Source organism: Sphingomonas rhamnosi (assembly GCF_036663615.1).
GTDB lineage: Bacteria > Pseudomonadota > Alphaproteobacteria > Sphingomonadales > Sphingomonadaceae > Sphingomonas.
The window spans coordinates 517,853-535,572 of the sequence record NZ_JAXOJJ010000002.1; the positions used below are offsets into that span (position 1 = coordinate 517,853).

A 17,720-nucleotide genomic window follows, 5' to 3' on the forward strand; every position below is an offset into this window, starting at 1 on the left:
CGTGAAGGATCCACCGTGCCGCGCATCCGGTTTGTTCGTCTTTCTTTGAGCTTGGCCGGAAGTGTCCTGCTGCTTGCTCCGGCGGCCGCCCAAAGCCTGTTGCCGGCGCCGCAATCGATGATCAAAGCAGACGGCGGCTTCGCGCTGACCGGTGCCGGCGTGTCGGTGCCCGCGAGCGACCCCGGCGCGCGTAACGCGGCACAGCGGCTCGCCGAGTTGGTCGCCCGTACCGGCGGCCCGAAACTGGCGGTCGGGCCCGGCGGCAATATCCGTTTCCGGCGCGTCCCCGGCCTGCCGGCCGAAGGCTACCGGCTCGTCAGTGATGTCCGCGGTGCGACGATCTCGGCCAGCGACGACGCCGGGCTGTTCTATGGTGCGGTCAGCCTGTGGCAGTTGATCGACAAGACCGGCTTCGTGCCGGCCGTCACGGTCACCGATGCGCCGCGCTTCAGATGGCGCGGACTGATGCTCGATAGCGCGCGGCACTTCCAGTCGCCCGCCTTCGTCAAGCGGCTGATCGACGCGATGGCGGCGAACAAGCTCAACACGTTGCACTGGCATCTGGTGGATGATCAGGGTTGGCGGATCGAGATCCGGAAATATCCGGACCTGACCAAGATCAGTGCGTGGCGCCGCCCCGCCACCGCGCCCGGCGCACCGCCACTGCCGCGCACCGGTGGCTTCTACACGCAAGGCCAGATCCGCGAGATCGTCGCCTACGCGGCCCAGCGCGGCATCACCATCGTCCCCGAGATAGAGATGCCGGGCCATGCGCTCGCCGCGATCCGCGCTTACCCGGCGCTCGGCATGGGTGTGCCCTGGCCGAAGGGAACGGAGAGCGACTGGGGCGTGTTCCCGTGGCTCTACAACACCGACGACGCGACCTTCCGCTTTCTCGAAGACGTGCTCGACGAGGTGATCACCCTGTTCCCTTCGGCCTATGTGCATGTCGGCGGGGACGAGGCTGTGAAGGATCAATGGCGGGCATCGCCAAAGATCCAGGCGCAGATGAAGGCGCTCGGCATCACCTCCGAGGACGAACTGCAGAGCTGGTTCATCCAACGCATCGGCCGCCATCTGGCCAGCCGAGGACGCAAGATGATCGGCTGGGACGAAATTCTCGATGGCGGGATCATGGCCGACGCGACGGTGATGTCGTGGCGCGGGCTGGACGGCGCGGTCGCCGCGGCCAAAGCCGGGCACGACGCCGTGCTGACGCCTGCGCCAACCTTGTACCTCAACAATCGCCAGGGTGTCGCCGCAGCGGAGGGGACGTCGCACGGCGCATGGGTGCCGCTGGCCGACGTCTATGCGTTCGATCCCGCGCCGGCGACGATCCCGGCCGCGCAACAGCGCCACATCCTCGGCTTGCAGGGCAATGTGTGGACCGAGCATCTGCGCCGCGAGGATCTCGTCGCCGCCGCCGCCTTCCCGCGCGCCGCGGCCATCGCCGAGCTCGGCTGGTCGCCCGCCACGACCCGAGATTTCGGCGATTTCGTCCGCCGACTGGCGCCGCAGATGGCACGGCTGACCGCACTCGGCGTCACGCCCAGCGCGGCGCTGTTCCGCCCGATCGCCACGCTCGCGCCGGCCGGCGACCAGGCCAAAGTCGCCCTCGCGGTGCAATCCGCGGCGCCGGTCCACTATACCACCGACGGTACGCCCCCCGGCCCGTCCGCGCCGCGCTATAGCGCACCGCTCACGCTGCCGACGGGCACGCGCTTTCGCGCCGCAAGCGTGCTGGACGGCGTGGTGCTGCCAGGCGCGATCGACCTGCACCTTACCCCCGCAGCGCTCCGCCATCGCGACGACACCGAGCTCGCGCTATGCACGAAGAGCATTCCGCTACGGCTCGCCGACGACGCACCCGTCCGCGAACCGCGCGCGGCATTCCTGATCGACATCGCCAATCCGTGTTGGGTGTACCAGGCGGCGCCGATGGACGGCGTGCGTCGCATCGCCATCAGCGTCGGCCAACTGCCGTTCAATTTCCAGATCGGCCGCGACAGGGACAAGATCGCCTTCCGCCCGCCGGCCACACCGGGCGGCGAGGTCGAGGTGCGCGACGGGTGCACCGGGCGCCGTGTCGCCGTGCTGCCACTGGCACCGGCGGTTCGCCGCCCGGGCGTCACCACGTTGACCGCCGACCTCACGCCGATGACCGGCGCGCACGATCTATGCATCACCTACACCGCGATGGGCGTGAACCCGCTCTGGGCGGTGGGCGGCGTGCAACTCGCCACTGCCCCGTGATCATGTTGCACGCGCCGATGGCGGGCTGGGCGATGCCGCTCGACGCTGTCCCCGACCCGGTGTTCGCCGACCGCATGATGGGCGACGGTTGTGCGATCGATCCGCTCGACGGCGTGATCCGCGCGCCGTGCGACGCTACCGTCATCGCCGTGGCGCCGACCCGGCATTCGGTGACGTTGCGGCTGGCCAACGCTGCGGAGGTGCTGATCCATGTCGGGCTGGAGACGGTGGCGCTGGCAGGAGCAGGCTTTACCGCCAAGGTGCGCGACGGTGACGTAGTCGTGCGGGGGCAGCCGTTGCTGGACGTCGACCTAGATGCGGTAGCACGCCGCGCGAAAAGCCTGGTGACGCCGATTACGGTGATGAGCGAGGGGTTTGCCGTGCGGTCGCTCGGCCTGGACAGACGCGTATTAGCAGGCGACGCGATTTTCGAAATCGATGTCTTGCCGTCAGTCTCGAGCCACCAGGCCGGTGATCGCACGAGCCCGGCCGCGGAACAGCCAGCAAGCGCCGCCGCGCCGGGGTACCGGAAGCAGGGTGACTGGGATTCGGCCTTTGCCGGGGATGCGCATGAGGTGGTGCTCCGCGTTCCGCTTGCCAACGGCATCCACGCCCGCCCGGCGGCGCGCATCGTCGCCTTGCTCAAGCCATTCACCGCGGAGGTGACGATCACCGCGCACGGCAAGCTCGCCAATGCACGCAGCATCGTCGCGCTGCTTGCCGCCGGCATCCGCCACGACGACGAGATCCAGCTCGTCGCGCGCGGCGACGATGCCCATGCCGCGATCAGCGCGGTGGCGGCGCTGATCCGACGAGGCAGTGATGAAAGCGCGAGCGCACCTGCCGCATCACCGGACAATGCGGTGGCCGACGGCCTGATCCACGGCATCCGTGCCGCCCCCGGCCTCGCTATCGGTCCGCTATTCCACTGGCGCCCCAGGGACATCGCCGTACCGGAGCATGGCCGGGGCCAAGCGACCGAACGCGCTGCGCTCGCTGCTGCGCGGCACGCGTTGCTCGCAATACCCCCCGACCCCGTCGGCGACATCGCCGCCGCCCATCGGGCGCTGCTCGACGATCCCGAGCTGCTCGCGGGTGCCGATCGGCATATCGCCGGAGGCAGGAGCGCCGCCTTCGCTTGGCGCACCGCCACGAACGACCATGCCGCCGCGATCCGCGCCACACGCGATCCCTTGCTGATCGAACGTATCGCCGATTTGAAGGATATCGAACGCCAGCTGATCGCGCTGCTGACCGGCACCGAGGCAAGCCTGCCCACCCCGCCCCGCGGCGCGATCCTCATTGCCGACGAACTGCTGCCGTCGCATTTCGCGACCCTGTCCGGCGCCGGCATCGGCGGCATCTGCACGGCGTATGGTGGCCCGACGGCTCACGCCGCTATCCTTGCCGCGGCCGCCGGCATTCCAATGATCGTCGCCAGCGGACCCGCCGTCCTCGATCTCGCCGAGGCCAGTATCGTCGTCCTCGACGCCGATCGCGCCGTGCTGGACCCGACGCCCGATGGCGCCACGCGCGACTCGGTCGCCACGCGCCTCGCCGCCCGGCGTGAGCGCGGCGCCGCCCAAGCCCGCAACGCGCAGGACGATTGCGTCATGGCCGACGGCACGCGGATCGAGATCTTCGCCAACCTCGCCCGGGCCGATCAGGCGGCGCCCGCGGTAGCGCTCGGCGCCGAGGGCTGCGGTCTGCTGCGCAGCGAATTCCTGTTTTTCGATCGCGGCACCGCGCCCGACGAGGACGAGCAAGCCGCCGCCTATGCCGCGGTCGCGGGCGGGTTGGACGGCCGGCCCCTGATCGTGCGCACGCTTGACATCGGCGGGGACAAGCCGGTCGCGTATCTGCCGTTCCCGCACGAGGACAATCCCGCGCTCGGCGCGCGCGGCATCCGCTTCTCGCTGGCGTACCCGGATTTGCTCGCCACGCAGTTCCGCGCGATCCTGCGCGGCGTGCCCACGGCGCAATGCCGCATCATGCTGCCGATGATCGTCGATGCCGGCGAACTCGCCGCGGCCCGCACTATCCTCGACGAGGCGCGCCGCGCGCTCGACATCGCCGCACCGGTCCCGCTGGGCGTGATGGTCGAAACGCCCGCCGCGGCGATGCTCGCGGCGAGCATCGCACGGAACGCCGATTTCCTGTCGATCGGCAGCAACGATCTGACGCAATATGCGCTCGCTGCCGATCGCGGCAATCCGGCGGTCGCCGCGATGGTTGATGCGCTCCATCCTGCCGTGCTGCACTTGATAGCGCGCGCCGCCGAGGGTGCGCGCCAGCATGGGCGCTGGCTTGGGGTGTGCGGCGGCATCGCTTCCGATGCCCGCGCCGCCGCGATCCTCATCGGGCTTGGCGTTACCGAATTGTCGGCGACACCCGCTGCCATCCCTGCGCTCAAAGCGGCGGTGCGCTTGCTCACGCTGCCGGAGTGCGAAAGCCTCGCCACGCGCGCACTGGCCTGCGCCACCGCGTCCGACGTCCGCGCATTGCTGGAGACCGCCTGATGCGCCTGCGTTTTGATTCGCTGCAACCGCTCGGTCGCGCGCTGATGCTGCCGATCGCAGTATTGCCGGTCGCCGGGCTGCTACTGCGGCTCGGCCAGTCCGACCTGCTCGACGTCGCCTTCATCGCTGCAGCGGGTGAAGCAATCTTCGCCAATCTAGGGCTGATCTTCGCGATCGGTGTCGCGGTCGGGCTAGCGCGCGAGAACAACGGCGCGGCGGGTCTGGCCGGCGCAATCGCCTATCTTGTGACGGTTGAAGGCGGCAAGGCATTGCTCGCCGTGCCCCCGTCGGTCGGCGCCACATTCGCCGATCAGTCTGCGCAAACCCTCGCTATCGCGGCGTGGAAAGCGAAGGAACTCGGCAAGCTGAGCGTGCCTGCCGGTATCCTGTCAGGCTTGGTCTCGGGGTGGCTCTACAACCGGTATTCGGGAATCAAACTGCCCGACTATCTGGCCTTTTTCGGCGGCCGCCGCTTCGTGCCGATCGCCGCCGGCTTTGCCGGACTGATCGGTGCGGCGATCTTCGGTCTCGGCTTCCCCGTGCTGGAGGCGGCGATCGACACGCTGAGCCGCTGGGTGGTCGGCGCAGGCCCGGTCGGCCTCTTCCTCTACGGTGCGCTCAACCGGCTACTGATCGTCACCGGGCTGCACCATATCCTCAACAACATCGCCTGGTTCATCCTCGGCGACTTCAACGGCGCGACCGGCGATCTCAAGCGCTTCTTCGCAGGCGATCCCAGCGCCGGCGCGTTCATGAGCGGCTTCTTCCCGGTCATGATGTTCGGTCTGCCCGCCGCCTGTCTCGCCATGTACCGCGCGGCCTTGCCGGCACGACGCAAGGCGGTCGGCGGCATGCTGCTCAGCCTGGCGCTCACCTCGCTGCTGACCGGCGTGACCGAACCGATCGAGTTCACCTTCATGTTCCTGGCGCCGTTGCTGTACGCGGTGCATGCGGTACTCACCGGTCTCGCGATGGTGATCATGGATGCACTGGGCATCCGGCTCGGCTTCGGCTTCTCCGCCGGCCTGCTCGATTACATACTGAATTATAACCTCTCCACACGCCCCCTACTCCTCCTCCCCGTCGGCGCAGCCTATTTTGCGTTATATTACAGCGTGTTCCATTATTGCATCGTCAGGTTCGATCTCAAAACACCCGGGCGCGACACCGAGCAGGCACCCTCTACGCTCCCGGCCGACGGACTTACCGATCGCGCCTCCCGGTTCGTGGCGGCATTGGGCGGCGCGGGCAATCTGCGAACGGTCGACGCCTGCACGACCAGGCTACGTCTGGAACTGGTCAATGTCGGGGCAGTCGACGAACCAGCCTTAAAGGCGATCGGCGCGCGGGGCGTATTCCGGCCCGGTGGGCACGCGTTCCAAGTCGTGCTGGGCCCGATCGCCGATCAGGTCGCCAGTGAAATGCGCAGCAACATACGCAGTACGCCGCTGCTGGCTTCAGCAAACGCGCTCTGGCTCGACGCGGTGGGGGGCGCGGTCAACGTAACCGAGGCGCAAAAGGTCGCCGGACGGTGGCGCATCCGGCTGATCGACGAGGCAAAAGTGGATCGCGTGATGCTTGACCGGCTGGCGACCCGGGGCTGGTGTCAGCTCCCGACCGGCGCTTTACACGTTTTGGACCTCGAACACGGCCATGTCGGATCGCCTGGAATCTGACCGTGCCGCTCAACCTGCCAGTACCGACGAGCGCGTCGATCATCGGTTCGGCGGACATGGTATTTTCAATCTGCTCGGGCCGCGCAACGGTCGCCGGATCGGGAAGATCGAGGATGGCGAGGATCGCGTCGCTCGTGAAGGCGATCCGACGGGTGCTGTACCCCCCGACAATTGTGATTGCTTGCGGCAGCTCATATTCGTTCATGAACGCATTGTGCGAGGCGATCCGCTTCCAACGCCGCTTCTGCGCGAGTTTTTTCTCGCCATCGATCGCCATGGCGAACTGCATGTACCGGGGCACGTCGAGCCGGCAGTTTATGGCGTCGACTTCGGACGTCTCCGCGGGGTCGATAGCCGCGGTGTCCGCGTGCTGCAGCTAGCGCCAAGGCGTAGAGAAAAACCATGCCTCCTCCATAAACTCGCCGCGGGCATTTGCTAGCAGGTCAGCAGAGCCCTGCGTACGGCAGAGTACCGCTCGTCCGGCGCTGCCATAGATGCCCGGTAGTGATGTACATGTACCTGGGCCGGCGTGCGACCGTCAGTATCGGTAGCGCAATTCGGCTTTGCCGCCCGGCGGCAGCACGGGCGACCAGGTGTAGATTCCGTCGGTACGGCCGAGCTCCTGGCCATCGGCTTCGATCGCCTGTCCCGCTGTGCCGATCGACACGTCGAGAGTCACGGGGAACGTGTTGCCGTTGCGCGCCGTCACCACCGCCTCGTGCGAACCCGCGGCTCCCGGGGATACCGCCGCTGGCCCGCGCGACGCCACTAACGCCTGGGTGAGCGTCACCTGCCGGCTCACGCCAGCTGCCAGGCGAACCGTTTCGCCGATCGTGCGGTCGCCGATCGCTCCCAACCCTAGCAAGAATCGCCCGCCTGCCCGCTCTGCGTAGAGCGCGGTGCTGCCGGCGGCCAGCGGCACGCCCAAGCCGCCCTGTTTGTCGTTCTTCAGCATGATCACGATCGAGGTCGGCGCGTCGTCGAGCTGTTGTCCGGGGTACACGGCACGCCGGTAGCGGCGGTCAACCGGCACCGCCTTCTGGGTAAGCAGCGCAACCTGCTTCTGCCCTCGAGCTGCGACGGTGGTGAGCGCAGGCACGCGATACAGCTTGAGGTCGCCGAGGTCCTCGGGCGGCGGTGGCGCAGGAGCGGGAGGACGGGGCGGCGCCGGCACCGATAGTGCGAACGACATAACTCGCGACGCCGTGACCACGATCTCTTCGGCTGACTCGAATTGCTGTTGGCGGAGGTCCGAGGTCGTCGTGCCGAGCGGGTAGCAGACCAGCCGCAGGTCGCCGGCCGTTGGGGGAATCGCCGGAACCGCCACGCGGTTGAGCCGGCCTGCAACGGCCTGAACGTCTGCGTTCGGAAATACCTCGGGGTTGCCGTTGGCCAGCGTCAGCCACGCGAACAGGTCGACCGTCCGCCCGTCGGGGGCCAATGACGTCACATAGCTCGCGCGCCAATCGAACCCCGAGGCGAGATAGGACAGTCGCACCGTCACCGTGCGCGTCGTCGGGCTGGTCGTCGTTACGCTCAGCACCGGCTTGCTCGAAAGGCTAGCGGGCACCCGCGCGAAATTCAGCCGCTCCGCCAAACCCGAGCAGCGCAGCGCTTCGATCCCCGCGCTCGTGCGCAGGATAACACCCGGTTTAGGGCCTGCAACGATCGTTGCGGATTCGCTCGTCTGGCGTCCGGTCGCCTTGTCGGTACGCGTCAGCGTTACCTCGCGACCCAGCGTGCCGTCGACCAGCGAGGCCGGCGACAGCAGGCGCGCGTCGCGGTTCTTCTCGATCGTGCCACCGGGCAGGCCGTCAACGATGGCGCTGACCGGCACGATCCCCTCCGCTACGCCCTCGAACCGGAGCACCGCGGGCCCCCGTGGCAAGCGCACGCGGCGCGTTTCCGTCACCAGCGCAAAGCCGCCGAGATACCTCAGGGTCATCTCCCCCCTGCCGTACGGCGAACGGTACACCGTCAAGGCGACGTGATCGGGGGCGGGCGAGGTGACGATGGCCGTCTGCGCCTCCGCCCTGGCCGGCGGCAGTACGCCCAGCACCAGCAAAACCTTCAGCAGTAGCCGCTGACGGCGCATCAGTAGCGCGTGTCGAAGGTCGCAGTCACCGCGGCGCTACCGTTGGCCGGCACGCTGACCTGCCACGCCAGCGTGCCGGCGTTGCGACGCTCGCCCTTCGCGCTGTCCTCGACGACGCGCACGTCGCCCCAGTCGAGCCCGCTCTGCAGCAGTTCCACCGTCACCGGCCGTGCGCGTGCGTTGGTCAGCGTGTACCGCATCGCCGTGCGCCAGCGGCTGTCGCCCTGCCGCGTCCGCGAGACGGTGGTGGGCTGCACCTTGACGTCGAACGCATCGCCGGTGGGTAGCGCGATGGTCGATCCTTGCGGGGTATGTTCGATACGGTTCTCGCCCGTGAACTGCGGCTGCCCGCGCGCGTCGCGGACATAGACCCGCACCACCCCCGCCGGCAGCGCGTCGCCCAGGCCGGCTGCGCCCGAATTGCTGAAGCGCAGCACGGACTGCGCGCTGCGCGGCTCGTCCGAACTGCCGAGCCACCCGTTGTCGAACCGGTAGCCGGCGCTTGCCGCCACGCCCTTCGCGTCGAGGAAGCTGACCTGCTTGGTCTGCTTGTCGGCGATCGTCGTGCGCTGGGCCAGGGGGTACAAATAGAAGTCGCCGAGCTGTTCGCGTGCGGCGCTTTCGGTTCCCGGCCGCGTCGTCGTCAACCGGCGGCGGCGCGGCGCGTAACCACCGCTTCCATCATCGTCGGTGCTGCCGACCTCGCCGGCGACGAGCAACGTCCTAGCGTTGCCGAACGTCGTGCCGCTGGTGTTCTTCAACGTCACCCAACCCTGGACGTCGACCGTTCCACTCTTGTCGTCGAACAGCGCGACATAGTCGGCGCTCCAACCGAGCCCCCGGCTCAGATAGGACAGTGTCGCCGGGCGCGATCCCGCGCGCGTACTGGCCAGCGTCACCGACAGCGTCGGGCGGGCGCGCAGCGCGTCGGGCACCCGGTCGAAGATCGCGCGCACCGGCAGTCCGTCGTCGCGCAGCACTTCGACATGGCCATTCACCTCGATGGCGACGCCGCCGTTGACCGCCAGCACCTTCGCGCGATCACGCGTCTCCGCGCCGGTGGCCGGGTTGGTGCGCACCAGCGTGATCGTCTCGCCGACCGCCTTTTCCATCAGGCTCGACGGGCTGAGCAGATCATAGTCGAAATTCTGTTCGACGATCGCCGCATCTGGCACCGTCAGCGATACCGTCTCCGGCCTGATCGATGCGCTCACGTCGGGGAAGCTTTGCCGCACCCGCCCGTTCGCCAGGGTCAGCGAACGTACGTCCTGCACCAGCGCGACGTCGTTATTGTAGATGGTGACCGACACATCCCCCTGCGCGCTGCCCGACGTGGGGGCATCGGCAGGGACCGGCAATTCCTGCGCAGCGACAGCCGTGGACCCGAGCAGCATAGCCAGCCCACACGCTCGCCAGACGTTCGCGCGCATACATTTTCCCCCGTGATGGTGACGACAATGACGCGGTCGGATCAGAAGGGCAACGCGACATTGTCGTCCCGAGTCGGTGACCGGGGAGCTTGGTTATGAGGCGGCGCAAAGCTCCCCGGTCACGCAGGATCCTCCTCCGATGTCAAATAGGGCATGGAAATTCTGTCTCCTCACTGAGGAGCGCTCCGCCGGGCGGCGTCTCCGCTTCATCTGGGAGGATATCCATGCACGACATCGCGATACGCCGCATCAAGGATAACTGCGCGGCTACCTCCTATTGAAGAGTCGACCGAATCCTCACGAGCATCCGCCATCAATCCAAGGCTTTGCCTCACCGCCACAATCGGATCGCGACCGCAATCAGCCCTGGTCGCGGATTGCAGCTCGCGTCTGTAGTACTGGCTTTGATCGCACCGTTGGTCTGGGCTTCACCGGCGGTGGCATCTCACAAGGGCTGGGACGATGCCAGCGGCATCGGTCGCGACCTTCTCGTCGGTGCCGCACTGGGCGTACCGGCGATCCAGGGGGACTGGCGCGGCGATCTGGAGGCGGGTGGCAGCATGCTGCTGGCGGGCGGGACGACGTTCGCGTTGAAGGAACTGATCCACGAGCGTCGCCCGGATCGTAGCGACAACAAGAGCTTTCCCTCCGGCCACACATCCGTTTCGTTCGCCGCTGCGGCCTCGCTCGAAAAGCGCTATGGGTGGGAGGCTGGCTTGCCGGCACTGCTCGTCGCTTCGTTCGTGGGCGTTCCCCGGGTGGAGGGCGACAAGCATTATGTGCGCGACGTCCTTGCGGGCGCACTCATCGGCAGCGCCAGCGGGTTGCTGCTGACATCGCGTCACGACAGCCGCGTTCGGCTTATGCCCTGGGCCGGCACGGGCGGCGGCGGGATCGACGTCGCGATGCGGTTCTGATCCTAAAACCCGATCGCCAGTTTGAGCGTTGCGGCTCTGGGGCGGATCGGAACCGTCTGCGTGGCCGCCGCAAGCGTGAAGGGGTTGCCGAAACCGAAACTGTTGCCGCGGCTGTTGAGGAGGTTGGTGATATCGAACGACCAGCGCGCGGTCCCGAGATCGATCGACGCGCCCGCGTCGACCGTCGCGTAATTGCCGGCGGGTCGGTCGAGCAAGGGATCGAAACTCAGGCGCGTACGCCCCGCATAGCGCGCGGTCGCATAGATCGTCATTGGCAACCGGAACGCGTTGAACGCCTTCGCCGCCGTCACCCGCGCCGCTATGTCCGGGACCACCGGCAGACGACGGTCGTCGCGGTCCAACCCCGTCGTCGACGAGGACGACGTCAGCCGCGCCCGCTGTAGCGTCGTACCGAAGTCGACCGCGACAGAGGCGAGCGTCGTGCTGCCGCCGAGCTCGACGCCGTAATTGACCGCGTTGCCTGCATCGACGGTTCCCAGCAGCCCGTCCGCGCCAACGGTATCGCTGCGCAGATGCTCCCAGGTCGATCCGAACATCGCGCCGTGAAGCTTCAGGCGCGTGCCCATCAGCGCGACACGCCAGCCGAGTTCTACGCTTTCCAACTCGTCGCCGGGTATGCGCCGGTCATTTGGCACCGCGGTCCTGCTGATCCCGGCCGGACGGACCGCACTGGCATAGCGTAGCCAGATGAGGCCGAGCGCGTTGCTATGCCAACTGAGGGTCGCGCTCGGCGTCACGCCGAACCGACTGGCGTTCTCGCGGTCGCTGTCCGCTGCCCGCTGTTCCAAATGGCTGATCGTCGAGAAGCCGCGCAGTCCCAGTTTGAAATCGAGTACGCCGGTCAGCCGTTGCGTTCCCTCAGCGAACACGGCGATGTCCGTCACATCCTCCTCGTCGCGGCGGGCGGCGATCGCCGCGTCACGTCCGACGGGAATAAACCGCCCGTCGAGCCGCGTCGTCGAATGCAGGATCGTCGCACCCAATATCCAGGGATGCCGAGCGGTCGGATCGCTGATCCGCACCTCCTGGGAAAGAAGGCTCGCCGACCGGTCCTCCACATATGCGAGCGGCGCCGACACCGCGAGCGACGGCGCCAGGACGCTGGCGTCATAGGTGCTGCCGAATTGCTGATCGACATAGACCGTCGTCGCCTGGGTATGGAGCCGGCCGACCGGACCAGCGATCGTCAGTGTCGCCGCGGTGAAATCATTGTCCTGCGGTTCGGCGATCTGGGTCGCGCGGGACAGACCGCGCGTCGCATATTGGCTGTCGCGTCCATCGATCCACTGCGCGACCCCGCCCAGCGTTGCCGACCAGCCCCCACCGACCGCCCAGCGCATCGTGGCACGTCCGCCGAGCCGACTCGTCCGGTTGACGTCGCGGCGGCCGCGGCCGGTGTCGTCGATCCAGCCCGGCATCGTCTCCGCCCAAGCCGATGCGCGCAAGCCAAGCGTGCCGGCGACGATCGGCACGTTGACGATACCCTCGACCGCGCCACCGCGCGCGCCGTCGGCGATACCGGTTCCTTCGACAGCGGCGCTGCCGGCGAAGGTGTCCAGATCGGGCGCGACCGTGACGATGCGCACGACGCCGCCCAGCGCGCCCGTGCCATAGAGCGTGCCTTGCGGTCCCCGCAGAATTTCGACCCGGTCGACGTCGACGAGGCGCAGGTCGGGGTCGGGCGCCGCATAGCCGATCCGCGCGTCGTCGAGATACAGGCTGACCAGCGACTGGCTGATCCCGTTGAAGGCGCTATCGGCGACGCCGCGCAGGAAGATGCGGTCGCGTCCGGGCCCCAGATTGGTCGAGAACGCACTGTCGACATTCGCCATGACGTCGACCAGCCCCCGGCGTCCCGCGAGCCTGCCGAGCGCTGCGCTGCCGGCGACGCTGATCGAGGCCGGCAGGTCGGACAGACGTTCGTCGCGCTTGCTCGCGATGACGACGATGTCCCCGACGGCCAGCGCCGGCCCCACCGGACGCGGGTTGGTGGATTGGCGCGCGGCAGGAACGGCGTCCGGTTCGATGCGCCATGTCCTGGCATCGACACGGACGGCATGTAAGCGGCTGCCCGACAATATCCGGCGCAGCGCTTGCGCGACATCCCCGGCATGATCGACGCGGCGTACGCGGCGGTTGGGCAAACTGCCCGCCATGCCGATCGAGATGCCCGTCTGGCGCGCCAGGGCATCTAGTGCACTACGGACGGTGCCGGCCGGGATACTGATGACCTGGCCGGCGGGTGTCGATCGATCAGCGAGCGCCGGCGGCGCCCAGATGCACGACGCCATCGACGCGGCGAACACGTATCGGCAGGACTGCGCGAAGCTGATCGACGAGCCGCGATCCGTCACCAATCGTCAATACCCCGGAAAAGCGCAGATCCGCCGCGGACGGGTCCACCATCAGCGGGGCATCGGCATATCGTGAGATGTCGCCGGCAAGCAGTGCCAACGGTGCGCCGTCATAATCCAGTCGACCGTCCGTCCAGTCCGCGACCTGGTTGGGATCGACCACGCGACGCTGCGCGATCTGCTTGTCGGGCACGATGTCCAGCCCCTGCCCGGCCTTCAGCACCACCGCGTCGGATGCGGCCCCACTGGTCGGCGTCACGCTGACCATGCCCTGCGCGACCGTCACCGCGACGCGCCCGCGCGCGTTGACCACAGCGAACCGGGTGCCGAGGTCGCGGATTTCGTATCCCCCTGCCCGCACCATCAGTTCGCGCGACGGATCGTGCCGTACCGCAAAGCTCGCCGCACCGCGCGCGATGTCGATGATCGGCGCGCGTCCGCCGGACACCGCGATGCGCGATCCACGATCGATCTCGATGCGGCTGCCGTCCGCCAGCGTCACCGCGCGAGTCTCGCCGCGGCCGGTGACATAGACCTGCGCCGCACCATCGGCAGAGGGCCCGACGACCGTGATCGCAAGCCCGGCCGCAAGCGCGCCGCCGAGGCCGACGCCAGCCCAGCGCGGCCACCTGGACCGCGGTCGTCCGATCGCGATCGGATCGGTGTGGGACGCATCGTCGTTCGACGGGAGCAGCGTTCCGATCGCGGGGGCGGCATGGCCGATTTCCGCATCGAGCAGCGCGATCGCATCATAGGCGTCGCGGTGCGAGGGATGTTCGCCCAGCCATTCGCCGAACGCCTCCCAGTCCATGTCCGGCGAATCGAGTCGCGCATGCCAAGTCGCAGCGGCATCGGCAGCAGTCGTCGTACGTGCGTGCGTCATGATGCCCTTCCGTCCGGCGGATGCCCCCCACCCGTTTGATGAACGCCTGCTTTACAGACGCCGCGGCAAGCGACGAACCGCAGTTCCGCTGCGGGATCAATCATCTATCGCCTTCCGAAGATGCTTCAACGCCACCGCGATGTGCTTTTCGACCGCGCTGCGCGTGATCCCGAGTTCCGCTGCGATTTCGGCGTGCGACACGCCATCGATCCGGTGCCGCCGGAATACCCGCATCGCCCCTTCGGGCGGACCGGCCAGGACGGCCGCGAGGCGCGCCACCCGGTCGCGGGCGACGACCGCATCGAACGCGGACGGGGACTCACCGATCGCCGCCGCGCCGACGACGACGGTCGTCGTTTCGACATAGCCGGCGTCCCTACGCTCCCGACGGCCGCGGGCACGGACCCGATCGAGCACGATGTTCATGCCGACACGGTGCAGATAGGCGAGCGGATTTCCGATCGGGCCCACCGCGAGCCCGGCCGAGGGTTGCGCGATATGGAGCCAGATTTCCTGGACGACGTCTTCGGCCTCCGCCGCGCTGCCCGTACGCCCGGTGAAGAACCGCACGAGCTGGACGCGGTTGGTTGCAAGCACTGCCGACAGGCCGGCAGGGTAAGACATATCGGCGTCAGCTACGACATCGCTCCGAAGACAAGGCACCACGGTCGGCACCGATCGAGCAAACATTTGCCCACTCGCCCGGCGCTCCACGTCAGCAATGGCGCATCATGCTCCGCCGCGATCAGAAAGTCGCGCTTGAAATGGACTCCTCCTCTCGGTTCGACGGGTACAGCGGCCATAACAGCACGAGGATGACGATCGCCGCGACCAGCACGGCCGGGGCGTGGGGACGGCTGAAGGCAAAGCCGCCGTGATCGATCGGCTTGTCGAGCAGGTCGCCGACCGCCGCGCCGAGCGGTCGTGTCAGGATGAAGGCGCTCCAGAACAGCAGCACGCGGTCGACCGAGCGCTCCGCGACCATCTGACGCCAGACCAGCAGGATCAGGATCGCCACGAAGATCGCGGTGCCGACGAGATATCCCAGGTCCATCGACATGCTAACGGTGTCGCCCGCCGTCTCGCCCAATGTCGTGGCAAGGATCTTGATGATCCAGAACATCAGCGTGACGGCGGGCACCTTGGCCAGCGCCTGCCGACCGCTATGCGTCATGATCCGCGTCTCAAGAGCCTTGATACGCAACAGCAGAGCCTGACCATCAAGACCGCAGCGAACAGCAAAAGGCACGCCACGACAGCGGGATAGAAACCCGGGCTGGCCAGCGCCGATCGATCGGCGGCGCGATGGTCGATCCGTCCGTCACCGCTGAAATCGCAGTCGCCGTGCGACGCCGGCGATGGCGCCGGCTGTACGTCGACGACGCTGGGGCTCGCATCCGCAACGCCGATCGCGGTCATCGCGCTGCCCCTTGCCTGATCGCCGGCACGGCCCGCGCGTACAGCGCGAGCAGGTCGTCGAAATGATCGTCCATCGTGCGCACCCGTCGCACGGTGCGCGGCGCAAAACCGGTCTTTGCGACCGCCAGGATCGCGTCCGCCGCCGCCTGCGCATCGCCCGAACGGTACAGCATGCCGCCGCTCGCGCGTGCCAGATCCGCCGCACCGCCGCGGTCGGGCGCGATAAGCGGCAATCCGGACGCGATGGCCTCGGCGGCGACGAAACAGAAGGTCTCGGCTTCGCAGCCGTGGATCAACGCATCCGCGCTGGCCATCATCCGCGCCAAGGCCGATCGATCGGTGGTCGGCTCCAACAGGCGGACATGCGGATTGCCGGCGATCGCCGCGACCACCGGGCGCTGTCGCGATCCCCCGCCGACGATCACCAGTCCGACCGGCGTGCATCCGCCCGCGATCGTCGCGGCCTGCGCCACCATCGGCCAGCGCTTCTCCGGCGCATGACGCCCGACACCGATCAGCAGCAGCGCGTGCTCCGGCAGGCGGCACAAGGCTAGCATCTCGCGGCGCACCGCTGCATCGCGGAGCGCAGGCGAGAACTGGCCGGGCTCGACCCCCATCGGGTCGGTCAGCACCTTTTGCAGCCCACCATCGCGCAGTCGCCCGGTCAGGCTGTCGCTGGCGCTCACCACCAGGTCGAAACGTCGGTCCAGCCGGCGGAGATGACGCCAATACCAGTCGAACGCACGGTCGATGGTCTGGGTCGAGGCGACCCCTTCGAACCAGCGATAGGCATAGGCGGACAGCGGATCGGCATGCGCGATCAGCGACAATCGTGCCCGCGCCCGGCGCTCGCTCCGCCAGTCCGCGACGATAGACGCGCTCCGCCACGGCGACGAGACCTCGACCAGGTCGGGATCCTCTTCATCGAGCACGTCGTACAACGCCGCCCGATCGGCGAAGTACCGATAGGCGTGGTCGAGCGGGAAGCGCGGCGACCGCACCCAGCGGATCGCCGAACGCGGCCCCCGTCGTTCTTCGCCGTCGCGCTCGCCGGGGGCGACCACGACCACATCGTGCCCGCGCTCGGCGAACGCGAGGAGCTTGCGATCGACATAGGTCCGGACGCCGCCGCCACCGGCCGCGTAGAAGGCGCAGACATCGACGATCTTCATGACGACGCCTCCGTTGCCGGCATCAGGTCGGCGTACCGCGCGACCGTGCGACGGGACGACAGCGAGCGGATCGTCCGATCGATACTGGCCATCAACGACCCCTTCGTGACGTCGCCCGGATGCACCGCCACCCTCAGAGTAGGCAGCCAGTCCGGGAGCGCGCGCGCGGCCGCGGCGACCGCGAGCGAGCTCGCGGTGCGCGCGGTCGACCGGCTGGCCCATGTCACCACGGGACCGCGCGCGACGATGTCGCCCGTTGCCGGTCGCCAGACCCGGAGATGGTCCTCGGCCAAGGCGAAGTCACACGCTTTCAGCGCCGCCCGCGCGCCCGCACCGTAGAGCCAGGCGGGGGCGATGAAGCCGGCGACGGGGCGGCCGATCGCATCCTCCACCACCGCGCGACCGCGTCGCATCCGATGCTCGGCCTCGTCCGCGCTCAACCCCAGAAACTCGCCTTCGCCCGCCGTCATGTAGCGCGCCTTCAACCCGGCGACGGCGTTCCGGTGATCGCTGGTATCGCGGTGGACCCAACCGTGCAGGAACATTTCGACGCCCGCATCGGCCCATTCGCGCAGCCGCCGCGCAAAGGCCGGCGCGCGGTCGAGCGGTGCGGTGCCCCAATAATCGGGGACGACCAGCATAGCGAAGCGCGGCCCGCCCACGATTCCGCTGATCATCTCGACCAGACGCTCGATCGGGTCCGCGAACATCGGCGAGACGTCGTGGATCGATACGACCAACCGACGATCGTCAGGGCGCCGATCATGCGCAGGGGCCTGGAGAGCGGACCCGATTGTGTTATTCCGAACGCGTAGCTGCATGTCGCGAAGCCGGCACCGCCCCTGCCCAGCCACAGCCCTGCTGCGATTTTTTCTGCACCGGTTCTGGACCGTTTTATTGGGTCCATGGCTATCGCGGCTGCGGTTCGCCCGATCGGGTGGCGTCCCATAGGCATGACAGACCCCGGCTTCCCCGCCGTCG

General features: G+C 68.1%; 14 protein-coding genes. 5 read left to right on the forward strand and 9 right to left on the reverse strand.

The features are described from left to right. The first annotated feature begins 15 nt into the window (after window positions 1-15). The 4 genes from U1701_RS07360 to U1701_RS07375 are packed head-to-tail and all read left to right on the forward strand — an operon-like array spanning window position 16 to window position 6,887. Window positions 16-2,253 carry a beta-N-acetylhexosaminidase gene (locus U1701_RS07360; protein ID WP_332781887.1) on the forward strand — a complete coding sequence of 746 codons (2,238 nt, stop codon included), beginning with the start codon at window positions 16-18 and terminating at the stop codon, window positions 2,251-2,253. A gap of 2 nt (window positions 2,254-2,255) precedes the next feature. Continuing rightward, window positions 2,256-4,772 carry a phosphoenolpyruvate--protein phosphotransferase gene (gene ptsP, locus U1701_RS07365; protein WP_332781944.1) on the forward strand — a complete coding sequence of 839 codons (2,517 nt, stop codon included), beginning with the start codon at window positions 2,256-2,258 and terminating at the stop codon, window positions 4,770-4,772. Beyond that, window positions 4,772-6,448, forward strand: coding sequence for an N-acetylglucosamine-specific PTS transporter subunit IIBC (nagE, locus tag U1701_RS07370; RefSeq protein ID WP_332781888.1), 1,677 nt, complete (start codon window positions 4,772-4,774; stop codon window positions 6,446-6,448). The genes ptsP and nagE overlap by 1 nt, the downstream gene beginning before the upstream one ends. Then, entirely contained in the window at window positions 6,426-6,887 is a 462-nt protein-coding gene (locus U1701_RS07375; protein ID WP_332781889.1) for a hypothetical protein, read from the forward strand. Before nagE ends, U1701_RS07375 begins: the two co-directional genes overlap by 23 nt. Window positions 6,888-6,986: 99 nt before the next feature. Here the strand turns inward: U1701_RS07375 and U1701_RS07380 are convergent, their stop codons facing one another. Next, on the reverse strand, window positions 6,987-8,543 hold the full coding sequence (locus tag U1701_RS07380; protein WP_332781890.1) for a DUF4139 domain-containing protein: 1,557 nt from the start codon (window positions 8,541-8,543) through the stop codon (window positions 6,987-6,989). Then, window positions 8,543-9,937, reverse strand: a complete 1,395-nt coding sequence (locus U1701_RS07385; protein WP_332781891.1) for a DUF4139 domain-containing protein — start codon at window positions 9,935-9,937, stop codon at window positions 8,543-8,545. The genes U1701_RS07380 and U1701_RS07385 overlap by 1 nt, the downstream gene beginning before the upstream one ends. 473 nt (window positions 9,938-10,410) lie before the next feature. Between U1701_RS07385 and U1701_RS07390 the strand changes: the two genes are divergently transcribed. Then, window positions 10,411-10,890 carry a phosphatase PAP2 family protein gene (locus U1701_RS07390; RefSeq protein ID WP_332781892.1) on the forward strand — a complete coding sequence of 160 codons (480 nt, stop codon included), beginning with the start codon at window positions 10,411-10,413 and terminating at the stop codon, window positions 10,888-10,890. A 2-nt stretch (window positions 10,891-10,892) separates the two neighbouring features. Here the strand turns inward: U1701_RS07390 and U1701_RS07395 are convergent, their stop codons facing one another. The 7 genes from U1701_RS07395 to U1701_RS07425 all read right to left on the reverse strand — a co-directional run bounded on the left by U1701_RS07395 (window position 10,893) and on the right by U1701_RS07425 (window position 17,479). Then, window positions 10,893-13,265 carry a TonB-dependent receptor gene (locus tag U1701_RS07395; protein ID WP_332781893.1) on the reverse strand — a complete coding sequence of 791 codons (2,373 nt, stop codon included), beginning with the start codon at window positions 13,263-13,265 and terminating at the stop codon, window positions 10,893-10,895. Beyond that, entirely contained in the window at window positions 13,165-14,148 is a 984-nt protein-coding gene (locus U1701_RS07400; RefSeq protein WP_332781894.1) for a FecR family protein, read from the reverse strand. Before U1701_RS07400 ends, U1701_RS07395 begins: the two co-directional genes overlap by 101 nt. A 96-nt stretch (window positions 14,149-14,244) precedes the next feature. Next, a complete protein-coding gene (locus tag U1701_RS07405; protein ID WP_332781895.1) occupies window positions 14,245-14,772 on the reverse strand; it encodes an RNA polymerase sigma factor in 528 nt (175 codons plus the stop codon). Between the two features lie 121 nt (window positions 14,773-14,893). Beyond that, window positions 14,894-15,322: a COG4705 family protein gene (locus U1701_RS07410; protein WP_332781945.1), complete on the reverse strand. Its 429-nt coding sequence runs from the start codon at window positions 15,320-15,322 to the stop codon at window positions 14,894-14,896. Further along, on the reverse strand, window positions 15,319-15,567 hold the full coding sequence (locus U1701_RS07415; protein ID WP_332781896.1) for a hypothetical protein: 249 nt from the start codon (window positions 15,565-15,567) through the stop codon (window positions 15,319-15,321). Before U1701_RS07415 ends, U1701_RS07410 begins: the two co-directional genes overlap by 4 nt. Next, window positions 15,564-16,739, reverse strand: a complete 1,176-nt coding sequence (locus U1701_RS07420; RefSeq protein WP_332781897.1) for a glycosyltransferase — start codon at window positions 16,737-16,739, stop codon at window positions 15,564-15,566. Before U1701_RS07420 ends, U1701_RS07415 begins: the two co-directional genes overlap by 4 nt. After that, window positions 16,736-17,479: a DUF2334 domain-containing protein gene (locus U1701_RS07425; protein WP_332781898.1), complete on the reverse strand. Its 744-nt coding sequence runs from the start codon at window positions 17,477-17,479 to the stop codon at window positions 16,736-16,738. The genes U1701_RS07420 and U1701_RS07425 overlap by 4 nt, the downstream gene beginning before the upstream one ends. Window positions 17,480-17,720 lie beyond the last annotated feature (241 nt).